18 protein-coding genes are annotated in these 19,204 nt (G+C 36.1%); 11 read left to right on the forward strand and 7 right to left on the reverse strand.

Going from position 1 to position 19,204, the window contains the following annotated elements:
- The first annotated feature begins 138 nt into the window (after positions 1-138).
- Positions 139-1,287: a SpoIIE family protein phosphatase gene (locus GJU32_RS16915; protein WP_155593105.1), complete on the forward strand. Its 1,149-nt coding sequence runs from the start codon at positions 139-141 to the stop codon at positions 1,285-1,287.
- 41 nt (positions 1,288-1,328) lie between these two features.
- On the opposite strand, the gene GJU32_RS16920 is transcribed toward GJU32_RS16915, so the two are convergent.
- Positions 1,329-2,183 carry a CheR family methyltransferase gene (locus tag GJU32_RS16920; protein WP_155593106.1) on the reverse strand — a complete coding sequence of 285 codons (855 nt, stop codon included), beginning with the start codon at positions 2,181-2,183 and terminating at the stop codon, positions 1,329-1,331.
- Between the two features lie 6 nt (positions 2,184-2,189).
- Entirely contained in the window at positions 2,190-4,928 is a 2,739-nt protein-coding gene (locus GJU32_RS16925) for an ATP-binding protein (protein ID WP_155593107.1), read from the reverse strand.
- Positions 4,929-5,118: 190 nt separating this feature from the next.
- Between GJU32_RS16925 and GJU32_RS16930 the strand changes: the two genes are divergently transcribed.
- From GJU32_RS16930 to GJU32_RS16965, 8 genes are all read left to right on the forward strand, one after another.
- Entirely contained in the window at positions 5,119-6,309 is a 1,191-nt protein-coding gene (locus tag GJU32_RS16930) for a M14 family metallopeptidase (RefSeq protein ID WP_155593108.1), read from the forward strand.
- Positions 6,310-6,495: 186 nt separating this feature from the next.
- Positions 6,496-6,825, forward strand: a complete 330-nt coding sequence (locus GJU32_RS16935; RefSeq protein ID WP_004233468.1) for a PadR family transcriptional regulator — start codon at positions 6,496-6,498, stop codon at positions 6,823-6,825.
- Entirely contained in the window at positions 6,822-7,229 is a 408-nt protein-coding gene (locus GJU32_RS16940) for a permease prefix domain 1-containing protein (protein WP_155593109.1), read from the forward strand. Before GJU32_RS16935 ends, GJU32_RS16940 begins: the two co-directional genes overlap by 4 nt.
- 2 nt (positions 7,230-7,231) lie before the next feature.
- Complete coding sequence (locus tag GJU32_RS16945; RefSeq protein ID WP_155593110.1) at positions 7,232-7,888, forward strand: hypothetical protein; 657 nt, start codon at positions 7,232-7,234, stop codon at positions 7,886-7,888.
- Between the two features lie 12 nt (positions 7,889-7,900).
- Positions 7,901-8,929: an alpha/beta hydrolase gene (locus GJU32_RS16950; RefSeq protein ID WP_155593111.1), complete on the forward strand. Its 1,029-nt coding sequence runs from the start codon at positions 7,901-7,903 to the stop codon at positions 8,927-8,929.
- Positions 8,930-9,291: 362 nt separating this feature from the next.
- Positions 9,292-9,699: a MarR family transcriptional regulator gene (locus GJU32_RS16955; RefSeq protein ID WP_155593112.1), complete on the forward strand. Its 408-nt coding sequence runs from the start codon at positions 9,292-9,294 to the stop codon at positions 9,697-9,699.
- 145 nt (positions 9,700-9,844) lie between these two features.
- Positions 9,845-10,504 (forward strand): hypothetical protein, encoded by a 660-nt coding sequence (locus GJU32_RS16960; RefSeq protein ID WP_155593113.1) that lies wholly within the window; start codon positions 9,845-9,847, stop codon positions 10,502-10,504.
- Positions 10,501-10,782 (forward strand): hypothetical protein, encoded by a 282-nt coding sequence (locus GJU32_RS16965; RefSeq protein ID WP_155593114.1) that lies wholly within the window; start codon positions 10,501-10,503, stop codon positions 10,780-10,782. Before GJU32_RS16960 ends, GJU32_RS16965 begins: the two co-directional genes overlap by 4 nt.
- A 270-nt stretch (positions 10,783-11,052) precedes the next feature.
- On the opposite strand, the gene mqo is transcribed toward GJU32_RS16965, so the two are convergent.
- Both mqo and GJU32_RS16975 read right to left on the reverse strand, forming a co-directional pair.
- Positions 11,053-12,534: a malate dehydrogenase (quinone) gene (gene mqo / locus GJU32_RS16970; protein ID WP_155593115.1), complete on the reverse strand. Its 1,482-nt coding sequence runs from the start codon at positions 12,532-12,534 to the stop codon at positions 11,053-11,055.
- 382 nt (positions 12,535-12,916) lie between these two features.
- The gene (locus GJU32_RS16975) at positions 12,917-13,678 is read right to left on the reverse strand and encodes a nucleotidyltransferase domain-containing protein (protein ID WP_230875075.1); all 762 of its coding nucleotides are present in this window, start codon (positions 13,676-13,678) and stop codon (positions 12,917-12,919) included.
- 541 nt (positions 13,679-14,219) lie between these two features.
- Between GJU32_RS16975 and GJU32_RS16980 the strand changes: the two genes are divergently transcribed.
- Positions 14,220-17,345: an S-layer homology domain-containing protein gene (locus tag GJU32_RS16980; RefSeq protein ID WP_155593117.1), complete on the forward strand. Its 3,126-nt coding sequence runs from the start codon at positions 14,220-14,222 to the stop codon at positions 17,343-17,345.
- Positions 17,346-17,492: 147 nt separating this feature from the next.
- On the opposite strand, the gene GJU32_RS16985 is transcribed toward GJU32_RS16980, so the two are convergent.
- Complete coding sequence (locus GJU32_RS16985) at positions 17,493-17,642, reverse strand: hypothetical protein (RefSeq protein ID WP_230875076.1); 150 nt, start codon at positions 17,640-17,642, stop codon at positions 17,493-17,495.
- A gap of 157 nt (positions 17,643-17,799) precedes the next feature.
- Between GJU32_RS16985 and GJU32_RS16990 the strand changes: the two genes are divergently transcribed.
- On the forward strand, positions 17,800-18,291 hold the full coding sequence (locus tag GJU32_RS16990; protein ID WP_155593118.1) for a hypothetical protein: 492 nt from the start codon (positions 17,800-17,802) through the stop codon (positions 18,289-18,291).
- A gap of 61 nt (positions 18,292-18,352) precedes the next feature.
- On the opposite strand, the gene GJU32_RS16995 is transcribed toward GJU32_RS16990, so the two are convergent.
- Both GJU32_RS16995 and GJU32_RS17000 read right to left on the reverse strand, forming a co-directional pair.
- A complete protein-coding gene (locus tag GJU32_RS16995) occupies positions 18,353-18,631 on the reverse strand; it encodes a hypothetical protein (RefSeq protein WP_155593185.1) in 279 nt (92 codons plus the stop codon).
- A 189-nt stretch (positions 18,632-18,820) separates the two neighbouring features.
- Positions 18,821-19,024 (reverse strand): hypothetical protein, encoded by a 204-nt coding sequence (locus GJU32_RS17000; protein WP_230875077.1) that lies wholly within the window; start codon positions 19,022-19,024, stop codon positions 18,821-18,823.
- Positions 19,025-19,204: the final 180 nt, after the last annotated feature.

The following is a 19,204-nucleotide window of genomic DNA, read 5'->3' on the forward strand; positions in this document are numbered from 1 at the left end:
TACATGCCTAGTAAACCTTACACTCAAATCGCCACAATACCTTTATTCTCTGATGTTTTGTATAATAATAGAGTTGAAAGTAATTTATATACATGCATAATAATCTGCAAAATTCAATCAGAGTAAGGGGCAATTACTATGACCATTCTTCTAGTAGATGACAATCAAGTTAATTTATTTGTCATTGAAAAAATACTAAAAAATGCAGGTTATGATAACTGTGTTTCTCTTTCATCTGCTTATGAGCTATTTGATTATTTACAATTAGAGGAACCAAATCCAACAGGAAATTCAGTAGATTTAATTTTGTTAGACATTATGATGCCAGAAGTAGATGGTATTGAAGCCTGCAAACGTATTAAGCAAAATGAAAGATTAAAAGATATTCAAATCATATTTGTTACAGCACTTGAAGATAAAAATAAACTGGCAGAAGCACTAGACATTGGTGGTGTAGATTATATTACAAAACCGATTAATAAAACGGAGCTGCTTGCTAGAATGCGAGTGGCATTACGTTTAAAAGCCGAATTAGACTGGCATACTCAGCATGAGAAGAAAATACAATATGAATTGGATTTAGCCACTCATGTACAAAGGAGCCTTCTCAGTCCACCATTAAATGAAAAAGATATCCGTATAGAAGTCTCTTACTTACCATCCTCTAATCTAGCAGGAGATATGTATTATTGGCACAAAATAGACGATCATCGCTATGCCGTTATTCTATTGGATATGATGGGCCACGGTATTTCCGCAGCGCTCGTTTGTATGTTCATTTCCTCCGTTTTAAGAGAGGCTGTTAAACAATTAAACGACCCAGAACTTGTCATTAAAGAACTGAATCGTTATATGACGCTTTTACAAGATGGAAAAGATAATAATCTCTATTATTTTACAGCGATTTATTTAGTGATCGATACAGAACAAAAAACAATCGAATACATAAACGCTGGTCATCCTCCTGGTTATGCACTAATTGATGAAAAAACATGTATTCCATTAAATCAAGGTAGCTGTGCGGTCGGCTTTTTCGATGAAATTAAAGTTAAAAAACAATGTATTCAGTATGAACAGGATATTCAAATTGTGTTGTTTACAGATGGCGTATTAGAGGCCATGGGACCCTGTGAAATAGAATCCGAAAAGCATTTGCAAACGCTAACATCCTCCAAATGGGATTATTCTAACTGCCTAATCGACAACTTACTGCCTAAAGACAAACAAGATAACCAGCCCGATGATATGTGTGTATTAATGATTCAAGCTAGCACTAATTCCATTTAAATAAAAAGCAGAGGCTATCGCTGAAGATAGCCTCTTACTCGTTAATACATTTTTTGATAAATTCTTTCATTACCATCAATTTCTCTATACTTTAAAATTACCTCTTCAAATCGCAATGTTTCTTTATCACCTAAGCATAAAAACCCTTTGTTGCTTAGACTTTCATAAAATAATTGATGAACCTGACTCTGGAGCTTAGGTGAAAAATAAATAAGGACATTTCTACACAAAACAACATGGAATTCATTAAATGACTGATCTGTCACTAAATTATGCTGAGCAAAAATAATATTTTTCAATAACGTTGGATGGAAATAGGCATATTGATAGTCCGTTTTATAGTATTCCGAAAAAGCATGTGAACCCCCAGCAAGCATATAGTTTTTCGTATATGCCTGCATTTTATGAAGAGGAAAAGCACCTTTCTTTGCCTTTTCTAATACTTGCTCATTCATATCTGTTGCATAAATAACAGCCCTATCTATTAACCCCTCTTCTTGAAGCAGAATGGCCATAGAGTATACTTCTTCCCCTGTCGCACAGCCAGCATGCCAAATACGTATTTCTTTGTACTCTCGTAAAGTCGGGATAACTTTTTCACGAAAAGCTTTAAAAAAACTAGGATTACGAAACATTTCAGTGACATTTATCGAAAAATCATTCAAAATCTGCTCTAAAAATTCTTTATCGTGAATAACCTTTTCTTGTACGCGTGAAATCGTTGGAATGTTATTGATTGTCATCCTATTGTAGATTCTACGTGAAATGGATGATCGATTATATTGTCGAAAATCAAAGCCCGATAAACGATATATAGCCTCTAATAACAAATCAATTTCTAAATTTGTTTGCTTATTTAATTGTATATTTTGGTCCAAAGGCTGAAATTGTTCCATTTTCATTTAACTCCCTTTAGAAACTAGCCAGACTCTTAAAACCGAGAATAATTGATCTAAATTTAATGGCTTACTAATATAGTCAGATGCACCAGCCTGCAATGATTTATCGCGATCATTTTTCATAGCCTTTGCCGTCAAAGCAATGATTGGTAAATCTATTCGTTTCATTTGTTGACGAATAATAGTCATCGCTTCATAGCCATCCATATTCGGCATCATAATATCCATCAGAACGAGATCGATGTCAGGATTCGCTTGCATTACCTCTAAACTTTCAAGTCCATCTTTAGCAACTAGAATGTTCATACCTCTTTTTTCTAATGCCGTTTTTAATGCATATATATTACGGTTATCATCATCTACTATTAAAATATTCTTCCCTTGAAAAACCTCTACCTCTTGTTGAAGTGCTTCCTCTACTTGCTGTGGCTGCTCTTCTATTTGCTCCTCTTCCACAGTAACGGCGACTTCATTCATTGCGAGCTTTTGGCAATGCTCCTCCTCGATTCCCTTTGGTAAGCTTGGAATCGTTAACGTAAAGCTACTGCCTTGACCCTCAGCACTTTGTAGCGTAATCCAACCGCCAAGCAATTTGGCAAACTCCTTACAAATAGAAAGACCAAGTCCTGTTCCACCGTATTTTCGAACCGTAGCTCCATCTGCCTGTTGGAATGATTCAAAAATTAGCTGATGTTTATCTTTTGGAATACCTATACCGGTATCTGACACGGTGATTTCTAGCCAATCTGCACTTATATCCAACATATTATTTGTTAGTTGATGTTGAGTAAGGTGCTTAATCGCCAGAGTTACTGAGCCACGTTCTGTGAATTTAAAGGCATTTGATAATAAATTCTTTAGAATTTGATGGAATCTTTTTTCATCAGTATAGAACACATCCACAACTTGATCCGTCTTTGAAATATGGAATGCTAAATTTTTCTTCATCGCAACAGGTGCAAAGGTATGTTCAATTTGCACAGTTACTTCGCTCATATTCACTTCATTAAAAATAATATCAAGCTTTCCTGCCTCAACCTTTGATAAATCTAAAATATCATTAATTAATGCAAGTAAATCTTCGCCAGAAGAATGAATAACTTTAGCAAACTCTATTTCCTCGTCTGTTAAGTTATGTTGGCTATTTTCTGCTAGCATCTCTGATAAAATTAATATGCTATTTAATGGTGTTCTTAATTCATGCGACATATTGGCTAAAAATTCAGATTTGTAATTGGAATTAAGTATAAGCTGTTCCGCACTTTCTTCTAATTCCTTCTTCGCCTTCTCCAGCTCACTTGATTTTGACTCGGCGTCTTTCGTGCGCTCTTCAAGCTGTTCATTGATCATTGTCAGCTCTTCCGTCTGCATTTGTAATTCTTCAGATTGCGTCTGAAGCTCTTCAGATTGAACCTGTAATTCTTCTGTCATTGCTCTAGAATCATTCAATAGGCGAACTATTTCCATACGGCCCAAAACACTATTCACTGTTAGCCCAAAGTTTTCTGTGACCTGCTTCACTAATTCTTGTTGCAATTTACTAAATTTAGCCATAGTCGCTATTTCAACCACTGCTATAACTTCATTTTCAAAGATTACAGGAATCAATAAAATATTTTGAGGTCTTACTTCACCTAATCCTGTTCTAATTAAACGATAATCTTCCGGAATATTATTATAAAATAATATTCGTTTTTCTAATGCACATTGCCCAATTAAACCTTGTCCCATTTTAAAACTATCCATACCGACACGATCATCTCCGTCAGCAAAAGCAGCCGTCTTCACGAACTGTACTTGGTTCTCTGTCACTTCTCTCACATAGAACGCACCAAGAGAGGCTTGTGTTTTCTGCGCTATTTCTGACAGGAAGGTCTCAGCCAATTTTGTAATTGCTGAAAGACCTTGATATTTTGTCACGATCTCAGCAATATTGCTTTGTAACCATTCTCTCTTTTCTACTGACTCTAATAATATATTCGTTGCATCAGCAAGATCATTTATTTCATCATTTGTATTCACATGGATTCTTCTAGTGAAATCTCCTTTCGTAGCTGCCATTTCTCGAATTGTTTGGGTTACTTCCGTTATTGTTTTCACAATTGAACGAGAAATTCCACTAGCTATAACGATGGCAATGACAGAAACTAAAATTAAGATGCCAAATAAACCACTAGTTAATTTACTATTTTGTTTGTCTAACTGACTTGCCTTTGCTTGTGTATATGCATTTTCCGTTGAGCGGAATGAATCAAATAATTTGCGCATTTTTTCCATATCTTGGCGCCCGTTATCTACTTTAAAAAACTCATTTAACGCTTCTGTATTATTATCCTTTTTATATTGAATAGTTGGCTTGCCAGAAGTATCAATCCAATGTTCAATAGTTTCCTCTATCTCTTTTAACTTTTCTTGCTGGGTTGGTTTATCTTTCATTTGTTGATAGAGATCATTAAAATCTATTTTCCAATTTTCAGCTGCATTATCATAGGGCTCAAGATAACTTGATTCACCTGTAATGATGAAAGCTCGCTGACTCGATTCCATGTCCAATATATATTTTTCAATTTCATTGGTTAAAGCTTGAACATTAGAATCGTACTTAATAATAAAATTTCTTTCCTTTTGCAAAGAAGTAATTTGATTATTTAGTACGACAACTTCTATAAGTAAGCAAAGAATGATTACGACATAACCTAATGTAATCTTGGAGCGTATACCCAATTTCAATCTATTTAACATTTGGTTTTCCTACCTCTACCTTTCTTTAAATCTATTATTGTTACTAGTATACATGCAAAAACAACGAAGTATCTCTTCTTTTAGTAGTTGTAACAAAGAAATTTTGCCAATTTCTTATTAATAAGTCTATGCCTTTTTCATATACATTTTATATGGAACCGAACCATTTCTAATTAAGGAGAGAGTACATGTGGACATAATCGTAAGACCAGGAGATTCACTTTGGCATTTCAGTGAAGTGTTTAGAATACCTCTTCAACTCATCTTAGATTCCAATCAAAATATAAATCCTCAATTTTTAAGAGTTGGACAACGCATTCGTATTCCTGGGTTTGTGACCATCAACTATCAGATCAAGCAAGGGGACTCTTTTTGGCAGATTGCACAAAGTCGAAACCTTCCCCTCGTCGCCATTTTACTCGTTAATCCTGGTCTCAATCCAAATCGCTTACAAATTGGGCAGATGATTCGTATACCTCAACGTATTACATGGCGTTTAGTTGAAGGAAAGCAAAATTACACTTACAACATTATGATGAATGATATTAAAAAGCTTCTTAACGTATATCCATTTCTCCTCAGATCAATCATTGGAAGTTCCGTTTTAGGGAAAGAACTACCTGAGCTGTTAATCGGCAATGGAGCAAAACGAGTTCACTATAACGGCTCATTCCATGCAAACGAATGGATTACTACACCTATTATTCTAACATTTTTAAATGACTATTTGCTCGCCCTCACCAATCAAAGTAGTATTCGTGGCGTTTCTCCATTCTCTCTTTATCAGCAAACGAACCTTTCTATAGTGCCGATGGTGAATCCTGATGGTGTAGATTTAGTTATACAAGGCCCTCCAAGTGATGAAACATTAAATAATCAACTAATTGCATGGAATAATGCTAGCTCTGATTTTTCTGGTTGGAAAGCAAATATCCATGGTATTGATTTGAATGATCAATTTCCTGCAAAATGGGAACTAGAAAGAGCTCGTAATCCTAAAACACCTGGACCAAGAGACTATAGTGGCGAAAGTCCTTTATCCGAACCTGAAGCCATTGCAATAGCTGACTTGACCAAGCAACGCGATTTTTCAAGAGTACTAGCCTTGCATACACAGGGCCGCGTTATTTATTGGGGCTTTGAAAATCTTGAACCTCCAGAATCAGAGGTGCTTGTTAATGAGTTTAGTCGCGTAAGTGGCTATGAGCCCATTCAATCTGCTGGGAGCTATGCAGGCTATAAAGATTGGTTTATCCAAGATTGGCGTAGACCTGGCTTTACCGTTGAGTTAGGAAGTGGTACTAATCCTCTGCCAATAAGCCAGTTTGATGACATTTATGATGAATCCTTAGGAATTTTTCTTGCTGCATTGTATATGTAAAAATATTGATCACACTCCATTCGCTATGAAATTGTCCTTCTGGGCTTTTCAGTGAATGGAGTTTTTTCATGGAGAGGCTCTCGACATAACTGCATAATAAAAGAGAAAAAAATTACTTTGACAGGCAGAGTAATGTTTGTTAATATTACTCTGACAGATAGAGCAATAAAATAAAGTAGGTGACTTATGGTTCGCAGCGATATTATCAGAGGACACTTGGATTCGATTATTTTACGGCTAATTTCAGAAAAAGACCGTTATGGCTACGAGATTTCTCAGGAAATAAGTCTCCGTACAAACAATCGATTTCAAATTAAAGAAGCAACTTTGTATGCTGTTTTTCAACGTCTCGAGAAAAAAGAAATTATTGAAGCCTATTATGGGGATGTTTCACATGGTGGCAAACGAAAGTATTACCGCATTACCTCATTAGGTAAAGCCTATTTAAATGAGTTAGTGAAAGAATGGTCGGAAGTAAAAGAAATAATCGATTTATTTATGGAGGGCTTAGAATGAAAAGAATAAAAAACCATATTGATGAGCTTTTTAAGGATATTCCTCGTAACAACGAGACTGAATTGGTCAAACAAGAAATCATTGAAAATCTTGAAGAAAAAGTATTTTATTTAATGGACCAAGGAAAAGAACAGGAGGATGCCATCAATAAAGCAATTGTAGAATTTGGAGATATTGAAGACTTAAAAAAAGAACTCGGCGTCAAGGAACCTGCAAAGAAAAACATGGCTAAATTGAACTTAGAGTTTTCCATTTGGGGTAGTGGCTTAATTATTGCATTTTTTATTTTTATTAATCTTTATTACACACCACATACGATTTGGGCAATCTATCCAATATTCGCGATACTCTGGTGGCCTTTATCCATGTACTTTGTGTGGTCACGTAAGAGATGGGGTGAATAAACATGAAGAACTTTATTAACTTTTCTATAGCCGGAAGTTTGATGACGATGATCTTTTTAGGAATCGTCAACTACACGACATCACCTCAAACAATGTGGTTTATCTATCCTTGTTTATTACTTTTGCTATGGCCAATCACTTTGTTTTTTATGTCTAAAAAAATGTATAAGCAATATTCCATCGTTTGTAGTGTCATGATCATCGCATTTCTTATTATTGAGAATTATATATACGCACCAAATCATTTATGGTTCATTTACGCTATTTATCCAATTATTTGGTGGCCAATCCTTATGTACTTAGATGAAAAAGCAAAAACATTAAAAACCGCACTGTTTGGCTGTGCATCCACAATCATTTATTATTCTTTACTCAATATCATTGTGTCTCCTCAATATCCTTGGGCGATTTATCCCGCATTTTTAGTCATGTGGTGGCCTTTAGCTTTATATCATGCTCAACGAAAAACTTTTGTAGCATTCTCCGTTACAGCTACAATTCTCATTAGTATCTTTTTCATTATAGTGAACATTGTTTCTTCACCAAGCGTTATTTGGGCAATCTACCCTATTTTTGTTACGCTATGGTGGCCTCTTAGTATGTACTTTTATGTGTATAAAAGAAGAATGTATCATGCTACTTTTATGAAACGCATGTAAAGAGGGTATTCTATGAAATCTATTAAAAAATTTATTAAATATCTTGTCATGTTCCTTACCTTATTTCTACTAATGGCACTTCTTTTTCCAACATGGACATCCTCTTTAAAAAAGACTAACAGCATTAGTACTTTAGAACAGGTAGAAATCAATGGCAGTGACCATGAAATAATGATACGTGGGCATAACAAAGATAATCCCGTTATCATTTTTGTACATGGTGGACCTGGTTGCTCTGAAATACCTTACGCTAAAAAATATCAAGATTTATTAGAAACTGAATTTACAGTAGTCAATTATGATCAACGAGCTAGTGGGAAATCCTATCATTTTTTTGAAGACTATTCTAATCTTTCGTCTGACTTGCTGGTGAAGGATTTATTAGCACTGACTAATTATATAGCCAAACGTCTAGACAAAGAAAAAGTTATCTTAATTGGCCACTCCTATGGTACTTATATCGCCACACAAGCTGCAGCTAAGGCTCCTGAAAAGTACGAAGCTTATATCGGTATTGGTCAAATGAGTAATACCATTGAAAGTGAAATCGATAGTTTACATTACACCATCAACCAAGCTCAACTAAAAGGCAACACAGACGATGTTTTACATTTACAAAAGTTAACTGAAGAAATTAACAGTGGTAAGACATTTACACCCCGAAATTACGTAAACAAATATGGTGGGGCTTCAAGACTCATTGATAATCCGGATGGAAACATGTTAGGGATGTTTTTCAGTACGGAGTATAATTTATTAGATATTATCCGCTATAACTATGGTTTATCATTCTCTCAAAATACATTATTAAATGAGGTAATGCAGCACCCACTCCCTACTAAGGTCATTAAACTTGAATTGCCCTTCTATTTTGTAATGGGTGACTATGACTATCAAACATCATCCAAGGCAGCAAAGACATACTTTGATCAAATTAATGCGAAAAAAAAGGAATTTATAGCTTATGAACAATCCGCACACTACCCTCAATTTGAAGAAAAGGATAGATTTTTTGAATGGATGCGTGCGACCTTTAAATAAGTAAATCTTCATATTGAAAAGAGCATGTTTGATGACTTGTCATTACATGCTCTTTCCACATTTCTTAGACACCGTACTCGTTTTCTCCCCCTATTAATATGACAAAGATTGAAGAAACTTACCTAACAGCGGCTGAGCATAAACAACTTAACTTATTAACAAAGAAAATAAGGAAAAGCCGTTATCCGTCTATCAAATATTGGGGCAAATTTGCTATCTAGAAGGACAATTGCTAAATAACGCGACGAATTAAATATTCCCTCTTCACATAACGTAAAGAATTATAAAATCATTTCTTCTTGGAAAGATTTATTTACTTGCTATATAATTCAATTATTAAATATTTTAACGGGTGTGATTAAATGGTAGAAAACCTACACAATGTAGAAATCATTATGAAAGAAATGCTGGAAATACAGCAAAAGTCAAAAATGTTTGTTGAGCTTTTATCAGAAGGGGAAGCGTTAACACAAAACCAGTTAATTCTACTTCTTCAACTAAAAATAAATAACGGTATGAAGGCAACAGAAATTGCTGATTTCTTTAGCGTAACGCCTGGGGCTGTGACTTCCATGTGCGATAAACTGGAAAAGTTAGAGCTGATACAACGAATGAGAGAAAATAATGATCGTCGTGTGGTCAAAATGGCTTTAACAAATACGGGTGACAAGAAGGTCCAAGAAATCTTTTTAAAGTTTTCTCAGGATAAACTCACAGACATGTCCAATATCTTACGCGAGGTAAATCAATTAATGAATAAAATTTTTTAGGATTTCAACAACATTGAAATCCTTTTTTTATTGTTCAACTTTAGGTATTCTTGGTTCTTGACAAATGGAAGTTACATATACTTTAATTAATATATATTTTAGTTATTAAAATATATATTAATTAAATAAACTGAGGTGACTTTTTATGTTTCAAAAACTTCGTACTTTAACACTAACGAATGGCAGTATTAAAAATCTGGATGCCGAATATGAGCAATTAAATATTCGAGGAGCTGTATCTATACACCAAGAAGTACATTTAAAAAAAGTATCCACTCATGGCCATAGCTCCTTTTACTTTCCTGTTACCACACAGACATTTAACAGCACAGGTTCATGTACTTTAAAGGATTATTGTGAAATGGATGAACTGACAAACGCAGGGAATTTAAAAATACGAACTGGTCGTGTCCGTAAGATCCACAGTACGGGAAAATTGGTGGTTGAAGAAAAAATGCAGTGCCAACTATTCGAAGCAATTGGAATAGTAAAGGCTGTAGAAATTCAGGCAACGGATGTTCATTTAAAATTGTCAGGGGAAAGTGAAATAGGCAGGTTAATGGCTGAGACTATTTTAATAGAAAAAGATAAAGTTACGCTTCTTCCTTTATTTAAGAAAAAATTAAGTTGTCAAACCATAAACGGGAGACACTTACAACTCTCTTATACAAAAGCAGAGGTTGTTGACGGTGAAGTTGTCGTTGTGGGAGAAAATTGTCAGATTGAGACACTTTACTATTCTGATGAATATACTATTGCTCCTACCGCAAAGGTACATCATGTTATACGGAGGGAAAAGGAATGACATTCCTAAAATTGCTACAAGCTTTTTTCTGCTCATTGGCTCTTGTTGTATTGTCTGTTCTTTACGCTGGCTTACTCCTGAGCGCCGTTTTATCAATACTAGCTGGCTTTTTACGGACATTCGGACTGGACCAAATTAAAATGGGCATCTGGTATGGTGTAGAACTCCCCGTTATATTCAGCATTCCTCTAGCATTACTAGTAGCTGTCCTACTGTTCTATTGTGCCGCATATGTCAAACACTCTATTGCATTCTGCTTATCAAAGATTCGAGTTTAGAACAATAAAAAAAGCGTTAAAGATATTAATACTTTAACGCTTTAAGATTTGGTTTACTATATTCCATCTATGACTAACACCTATATTACCCGTATAGATATATATTGCAATCTCTGATATTTCATGAAATGTCCCAATGTCTTGTAGCTTAATCATTTAAATAAATATTGTAACTACAAAATTTCCCAGGAAAAGATGTTCATAAATTAAAAAGAGCTCTCAACCTAAATAGATTGAGAGCTCTTCCTTAAAAAACTACATTATTTACCTTTATTTTAAACCAAGTGCCTTATCTGTTGTTGCATTAATTTCTTTTAAAAGCTCTGGGTTTTCTGCTAACGATAAACCGTAAGATGGTATCATTTCTTTAATTTTTGTTTCCCACTCATTGATATGTTGAGGGAAACATTTATTAAGAACTTCAAGCATTACATGTACAGCAGTAGATGCACCTGGTGAAGCTCCAAGTAAAGCTGCAATCGATCCATCAGAAGCGCTTACAACCTCTGTACCAAATTGAAGTGTTCCTTTACCGCCAGCTTCTGTATCTTTAATTACTTGTACACGTTGACCAGCTACGATAATATCCCAATCATCGCTATTCGCATTTGGAATGAAATCACGTAACTCTTCCATACGTTGCTCTTTTGAAAGCATTAGTTGTTGGATAAGATATTTCGTTAATCCCATCTCTTTAACGCCTGCCGCTAATAATGTTGTGATATTATGCGGTTTTACAGAAGCAAATAGATCCATATTTGAACCTGTTTTTAAGAACTTCGGAGAGAAACCTGCGAAAGGTCCAAATAGTAATGATTTTTTATTATCAATATAACGAGTATCAAGATGCGGAACTGACATTGGTGGGGCACCAACTTTTGCTTTTCCGTATACTTTTGCATGATGCTGTTCAGCCACTTCTGGTTTATTACATGCTAAGAATAAACCGCTAATTGGGAATCCACCAATATGCTTTCCTTCAGGAATACCTGATTTTTGTAGCAATTCTAGGCTTCCTCCACCAGCTCCAAGGAAGACAAATTTTGCTGAATGATACTCCATTTTACAGCCGTCTAAATCATGTACATGTACTTCCCATGAACCATCACTAGCTTGTTTTAAACTTTCAACACTATGGTTGTAGTTAACATCCACATCTTTTGCTTTTAAGTGGTCAATTAACATACGAGTTAAAGCACCAAAGTTAACATCTGTACCAGTGTCAATTTTCGTTGCAGCAATGTCTTCATCTTCTGGACGGTTCTCCATAATAAGTGGAATCCATTTTTTTAGTGTTTCAGAGTCATTTGAGAATTCCATTCCTTCAAATAAAGGATTTTTTATCATCGTTTCATGACGTTTTTTTAGAAACTCAACATTTTCTTTCCCTTGTACTAAACTCATATGTGGTAAAGGCATAATGAAGTCTTGTGGATTATTGATCAGCTTATTGTTTACAAGATACGACCAAAATTGTCTTGAAACATGGAACTGTTCATTAACATTAATCGCTTTTTTGATATCGATTGATCCGTCTTTTTTCTCTGAAGTGTAGTTCAGCTCACATAGTGCAGCATGTCCAGTTCCAGCATTGTTCAATTCGTGAGAACTTTCTTCGCCTGCTTTCTCAAGCTTTTCAAACACTGTAATTTTCCAATCTGGTGCTAATTCTTTAAGTAATGTTCCCAAAGTTGCACTCATGATTCCGGCACCAATTAAGATAACATCTGATTTAATTTGTCTGTTACTCATTTTTACCTTCCTTATATATTAAGATTTGCAGAAAGGATGTAAGCACTCCCGCTTTAGAAGTACTGTAAGCCATGGACCAACCTCGGAGCACACCATTTCTGTATCAATTATTACCTTATTGCAGTTTATCACAATTAGTTCAAGATTAAAATATCAACTATTTATATGAGAGTTATCAGCTTTTTTCGAGCCTTTCTATTCATAATTCAAGAAAAAAACTCACTTTTTATTCTAGATAAAACTAGGATTTTTTAAGCTTTATGGAATAATCGGCCTAAAAATGGTTGACATTTTCATAAAAAATAGATTCTTTTTTATTATTATACTTATATAATAACATGGAATAGGGTGCCCGTCTTGTTTCTAGACTAGCTCACATTCCTCAAGATGAACTATCGATTGGGCTTTGTATATGCCAGCCATCTATATGAAAACCACCCATTTGTATTAGCACATAATCGACTAATGTTTCATATAACGCCATCCTCTGCTGTGCATTTTCTTCCTGTATGGCATGGACAAACACGTTTTTAAAAGAATCATCTGGAAATGCTCGTTTACTATATTTTTGAAGGTAGTTTGAATCTTCAAGATAGGCATAAATTTGATAAGAGGGTATCCTTTCTAAATTCAAAAAATGACAGTACTCCATAAACAAATTTGCTAATGCGTTATGATAGGCAAAGGTAAAGTCTTTTCTTTCTTGTTCATAACAATCCTTTAAGTTATCTAGTGCATCCCATAAACTATATTTTTTTATTTCAAGAAGCGTATTATTTATTGCTTTATAATTTTTACCTAACCATTCATTAGCCTCTAATTTTAATACATTTATTATTCCAGTATAATCAAATAAGATTCTACCTGTTTTAAATTGCACCATAGACATAGTCCTACGTTCGTTAAAATCATCTTGGTAGTACCTTCGAATTTGACCTGGTGGATTCGCAAAGTATTCAATTAAAAAGCCATTAATCACATGATTGCCTCTTTCTCTCCACTCTACATGGTCTGCCAAAATAATATGAACATCGATATCAGAGTGCTTTGAGGGATTTCCAGTAACGTAACTCCCACAAACTAGAGCCCCTATGACATCCTCTCTGCCTTGCCAATCTTTCAAGAATGTTTCAAGTGCTTTCATCCATTGATCCATTATACTTTCACTTCCTTCTTTACGATGAAATTTTTCCTATAATACCATTGAAAAACAGAAAACTTATAGTGACAATAAGTTTTCTGTTTTACTTTTTCACTTCTTTATTTAATTACTTTAATTATATGGAATCATTGCTTTGTTTTAACTTCACCATTAAAACAAAGACGGCTTAAACTATCGTCTGAGCCATTCAATATGGTAAACAAAAAACAGGAATAAACTAAAATTATATATATCCCTCTTCTCTTTTTGAGCCCACATAAACAAGCTGTGTTGTTCTACACAATGAAACTTTTAAAAGTACGTGAAAAGTAACATATCATTTACGGAATCAGAAAAAGCAATTTTGAAACCCAATCCTCTTAACTTTTTTTCCATAATAGAAGTGTCTATCAGTTCAGTACAATCCATATCGATTGTATTGAACTTTACTAAGTTTTGAAAGGAGCTAATTTATGCAATTATTTGGATTGATTGGCTGTATTTCATTTTATCTAGAAAATAAGCAAGGAGAGGAGTAAAGGGAATGACATTTAAATTAAATAAATTAATAATATTGACAGTGATACTTACTTTAATTATGGGGATAATCCTTCCATTAATAACTCCCCTTTCTGTAGTGTCAGCAGAGGAAATTCCGGTAACAAAGGAAACTCCAGTAACAGAGGAAACTCCAGTAACAGAAGAAACTCCAGTAACAGAAGAAACTCCGGTAACAAAGGAAGCTCCAGTAACAGAGGAAACTCCAGTAACAGCGGAAGCATTAGAAACAAGCATCCTCACTGGGATTAAGGTAACAGCCAAAGATGGCTCTGCTATACTACCACAACCTCAGACACGTGTGAATCTGGATGTGACATTAAAAAGTGAAGAAGGTATTCAAGCTGGCGATACGGTCACGATAAAGATACCTGAGGAGCTGCTGGGCGTGGCATCAACACTTGATTTAACTGGTGAAGAAAATGAGACTGTGGCTCAAGTTACGATAACTCATAACCTGATCACGATCGTGTTTACTGAAGGGATAGTAAAGTACACTTCATTTGAAGCTACACTTAAACTGGGGGCAGCCGTTAATTTATACGTATACGATGCCGATGCGAATGTTGACTTGGCCTTTGAAGTGGACTTTAAAGGGGCACAAAGTACGGTTACAGTTCCAGTTACCATTAAGAGAACGCCTCCACTCCCAGACTCATATATTTTTTCATATTGGGGTGTGGCAAATGATGACGCAAAGGAAGACACCATAATTCAGTGGACGATGAGAATTGATCCTCATCAGATTTTTGACATCCAGACTATAATAAATACAATCGATAAGCAACATCAGTATGTACCTGGCTCTATTGCGGTTGTGCAGGCTAATTATAATAAAGCTGGGATAATAGTTCCAGGTGGCAAGGGGCTTTTAAACGATTCGCAGTATGAGTTTACTGAAGATGGTTCTAACATCAAAGTTAAAATCACGGATTCGGATCTGCTTGCGCAGCCACATTCCTATAAAATAACCTTCAAAACTAAGGTCATTGAACCACGACATATCGAGGATTATTGGATTGAAGCAACAATTTTAGATACTGAGGATAGTACTGTTGGCGGTAGAGACTTGTTCGCAGCATTTTATTGGCCAAATGGTCAGTTCATTGGCAGCTATGCTCCCGTAATTAAACTGCAAGTTTCAGACGCTGATGAACACTCCTATAAAGAAGTAACAGCAAAGACTCTTGACGAAGACTTCGTGTTTGAAGCGGAAATAGCGTTTCTGGCAGATACAACGGGATACAAGTCTGTAGTTGTTAACCCTGTTCTTCATTACATGCTACTAGAAAATGGTCTTGCCGACATAAAGTTGCTATGTGAGGGTGAGGAAATTGAGTCTAATACCTATGATGTTACTTTGAATGATGATGATAAGGATTCCCCGGAAGTGACTTTGACATTATCAGAAGGTAAATTTCCATTTGAAAAATATATAGGAAAGAAAGTGATTTTCAAGCTAACAGCAAAGCACAAGTACGCTGGTGCTATTGACGATATCCCTGGATTGGGGATTGAAGATTGGTACTCCGCTTCCATGATTGTCAATAACAATTCAGCGAGGAATTATACGTCTAACGTAGTGCAATTTCACTACGTCAAATCTTCAGCTGTAACGGTTAAACACCTGAAAATGGACGGCAGTCAAGTGGCAGCACCTACAATATACAACAATTTAGATCAAGGTACTAACTACAAAGCTGAAGCTGTTAGAGTTCCAGACTATGAAGTAGGAAAAGTAACTGTCGATGGAAAGGATGTAACAGCGGAGTATCGTAGTAGCGGTCAGGTGGTTATAACGGTTGAAAAGGACACAAACCATATGGTCATCTACACGTATAGACCAGTATATACAGGGTCTAATCCGGGCGGTGAGCCAGGCGGCAATCCTGGTGGTGAACCAGGCGGCAATCCCGGTGGTGAACCAGGCGGCAATCCTGGTGGTGAGCCAGGCGGCAATCCTGGTGGTGAGCCAGGCGGCAATCCTGGTGGTGAGCCAGGCGGCAATCCTGGTGGTGAGCCAGGCGGCAATCCTGGTGGTGAGCCAGGCGGCAATCCTGGTGGTGAGCCAGGCGGCAATCCCGGTGGTGAGCCAGGCGGCAATCCCGGTGGTGAGCCAGGCGGCAATCCCGGTGGTGAGCCAGGCGGCAATCCCGGTGGTGAGCCAGGCGGCAATCCCGGTGGTGAGCCAGGCGGCAATCCCGGTGGTGAGCCAGGCGGCAATCCCGGTGGAGAACCAGGTGGCATTCAAGGCTCCGGCGTAGCACCGCCATCCATGCTGGATGTAACCATCCAATACCTGAACGACGATGGTGAATTCGTGTCTTCCCAGCGCATCAACAAGCCTTATGTCGATCAAATTCTGGGATCTAACCTTCTACAAATTCCTGAAGGCTACCAGTTAGTGGATACAAACTGGAGTCATACAGTAACACGAAGCGAAACGGTGAAGGTCAAAATAATAAAGATCACTAAGGCTGAACTTGAAAGGGACACTCACATCCAATTTATTAAAGGATATCCTGATGGAACCGTTAGACCGAATAACTCTGCGACCCGCGGGGAAGTTGCTATGATACTCTTCCGTTTGCTTAAGCAAAATCAACATCATTCAATCCATGCTACGTTCAAAGACGTAAAGGAAAATGCTTGGTATTCGGAAGGAATAAACGTGCTTTTGAGCTATGGTATCTTGCAAGGATATTCTGATGGAACGTTTAAGCCTGACCAGTTCATAAGTAGAGCTGAATTTACTGCTGTAGCCTCAAGATTTTCTGAATTGGTTCTTACTGCAGAAAATCACTTTACAGATATGGCAAATAACCATTGGGCTTTTCCGTATATTAACTCCGCTAATGCTAAGGGATGGATAGAAGGTTATCCTGATGGCACATTCATGCCAAACGAGTTAATCACAAGAGCAGAATTAGCAAAGTTTTTAAATAAGATGCTTAATAGAAAAATGGATATTTCAAAAATGAACCTGTACAAGGATTTTTATAAAGATTTATCTTCCCATTGGGGATTTGCAGACATCATTGAAGCTTCGGTGCCTCATACCTATAGCCATTCTGAAGATGGTAAGGAGATTTGGGCTGATAGCATAGAATAACAATATTTTTTCCAATCCTTGTTTGCTGTGCTTAATCCAAAGAGCTGCCTATATTAAATCGGTAGCTCTTTGGATTTCTGCCTGGAGATTGCCCATACTACCTGATGAAATAACCGTGTCTAATTTTTAGGTACGGTTCTCAACATTTTAAAATAAATCAGATAAAAATGTTTGCATTGATGTAGGTAATAGTTGATAGAACAAGCCCTCATATTTAATATCGAGTACACCTGCAATAACAATGACAACAAAAATTAAAAATAGAAAGATTTTCTTATTTTTAGAAATCCACTTCAATAGATTCCACTCCTCTAGCTTTATAGTAAACATATTCAGTATAGATGGGTTCATAAAAAATAGTAATCCCTAGTTACTGCCTGTCACCTAAATTTCCAATACTACATACAATAAAGTGATACGGTACAAATATGAAATATGTAAGAAGGGAATGGCTATGGTTAATTTTAAATCTTTTCGAGGTGTCATCACACAAATAAGTGATTTTCCAGTAGGACAAAATGGAGACAAAGAAGGTTGTTATAAAATGATGACCTTAGAAGATGGAGTTGGCGGTGTCGTCAATTTTGTCATTTCTCCTTCTACTTATTTTGTTCATCATGAAGTGGTTACAGCAGGTGAATGGGTAACGGGTTATTATGATGGTGATGCACCTGTACCGATGATCTACCCACCTCAATACCGTGCTTTAATTATTGTCAAAGAAAGCAATTATCAAAATGTAAAGGTAGACTTGTTTAATCAGCAGCTTGTGAGTAGTGATGGACAATTGCAATTAAATCTTTCTCCTACTACCGTTATGTCGCTTAAAAACGGGCAGCCTTTTTCCAAAAGTCCTGCCAATCGAAATCTCATTGTCATTTATGGCCCTTCTACTAGAAGTATTCCTGCTCAAACTACACCATATGAAATCATTGTTTGGTGTTAACTTCACCATTAAAACAACGATGGCTTAAACCCCTCTGTGTGGATTTAAGCCATTTTGTCTGTTATTGTCTACCCATATCGTCTTTCATTTCATGTAATTGCTGTTTAATCTGCTCTAGATACTCTTTATTTTGCTGAACAGTATCCAAATGTTCACCATATTGTTCTGCATTGAAACGTGCATTCTCTGCATGCTTAATTTGATTAAAAGCATGTTCTAAAGCTATTTCCTCAGGATGTGACTTTGCATGCTTTAACAAACGATCTGCCTTTTGCACCGAATTACTAAACAATGTACTCGGATGATCCTGCTTCCAACTTGTGTCTGAGTGTTTAGCCAATTTTAACATCTTCCCTTCCTAAAAGAATTTTCATTCCTCTAGATGTAGTATTATAAAATGCTCAAAAAATATGTACGGAAGAAATTAATTCAATCATAAATAAACACAATATTTCCCAGGCTATAAAAAGAACTAAGGCTTATTCCTTAGTTCTTCCGCTCAATGTGTTGAATAGTTGTCAAATATAAACTAGTGCCACGCAGTTCTCTCACTGACTGGTTGCTTGATACCTGATTTTCCTTGCGTTTCAGCAAGGTTATTTACTTGTGCTGAAGCCGCATCAAGCTCAAATTCAGATCCAAACTCTTCCTGATGAAGTTTTTGGTTTGTTGTGCTTGCACTTATCGTTTCTTTTGCTTTTGCATTTTTACGATTTTTATTCATATTTGACATAACCATCCCTCCACCGCTTATTTGAAAAGTTATAAAACCACTTATATGTTTTACGAACCTCTCACTCCAAAGTTTGTCCATGGAGGACTGAAAGAATGTGCATTAAATTTTTTATTTAGCTAAGTATAGTGTTGAGGCTCTTTCTTCCATGCCTAATACTAATTCCATTATTACTAATAA

This window comes from Lysinibacillus cavernae (assembly GCF_009724685.1).
Lineage (GTDB): Bacteria > Bacillota > Bacilli > Bacillales_A > Planococcaceae > Lysinibacillus > Lysinibacillus cavernae.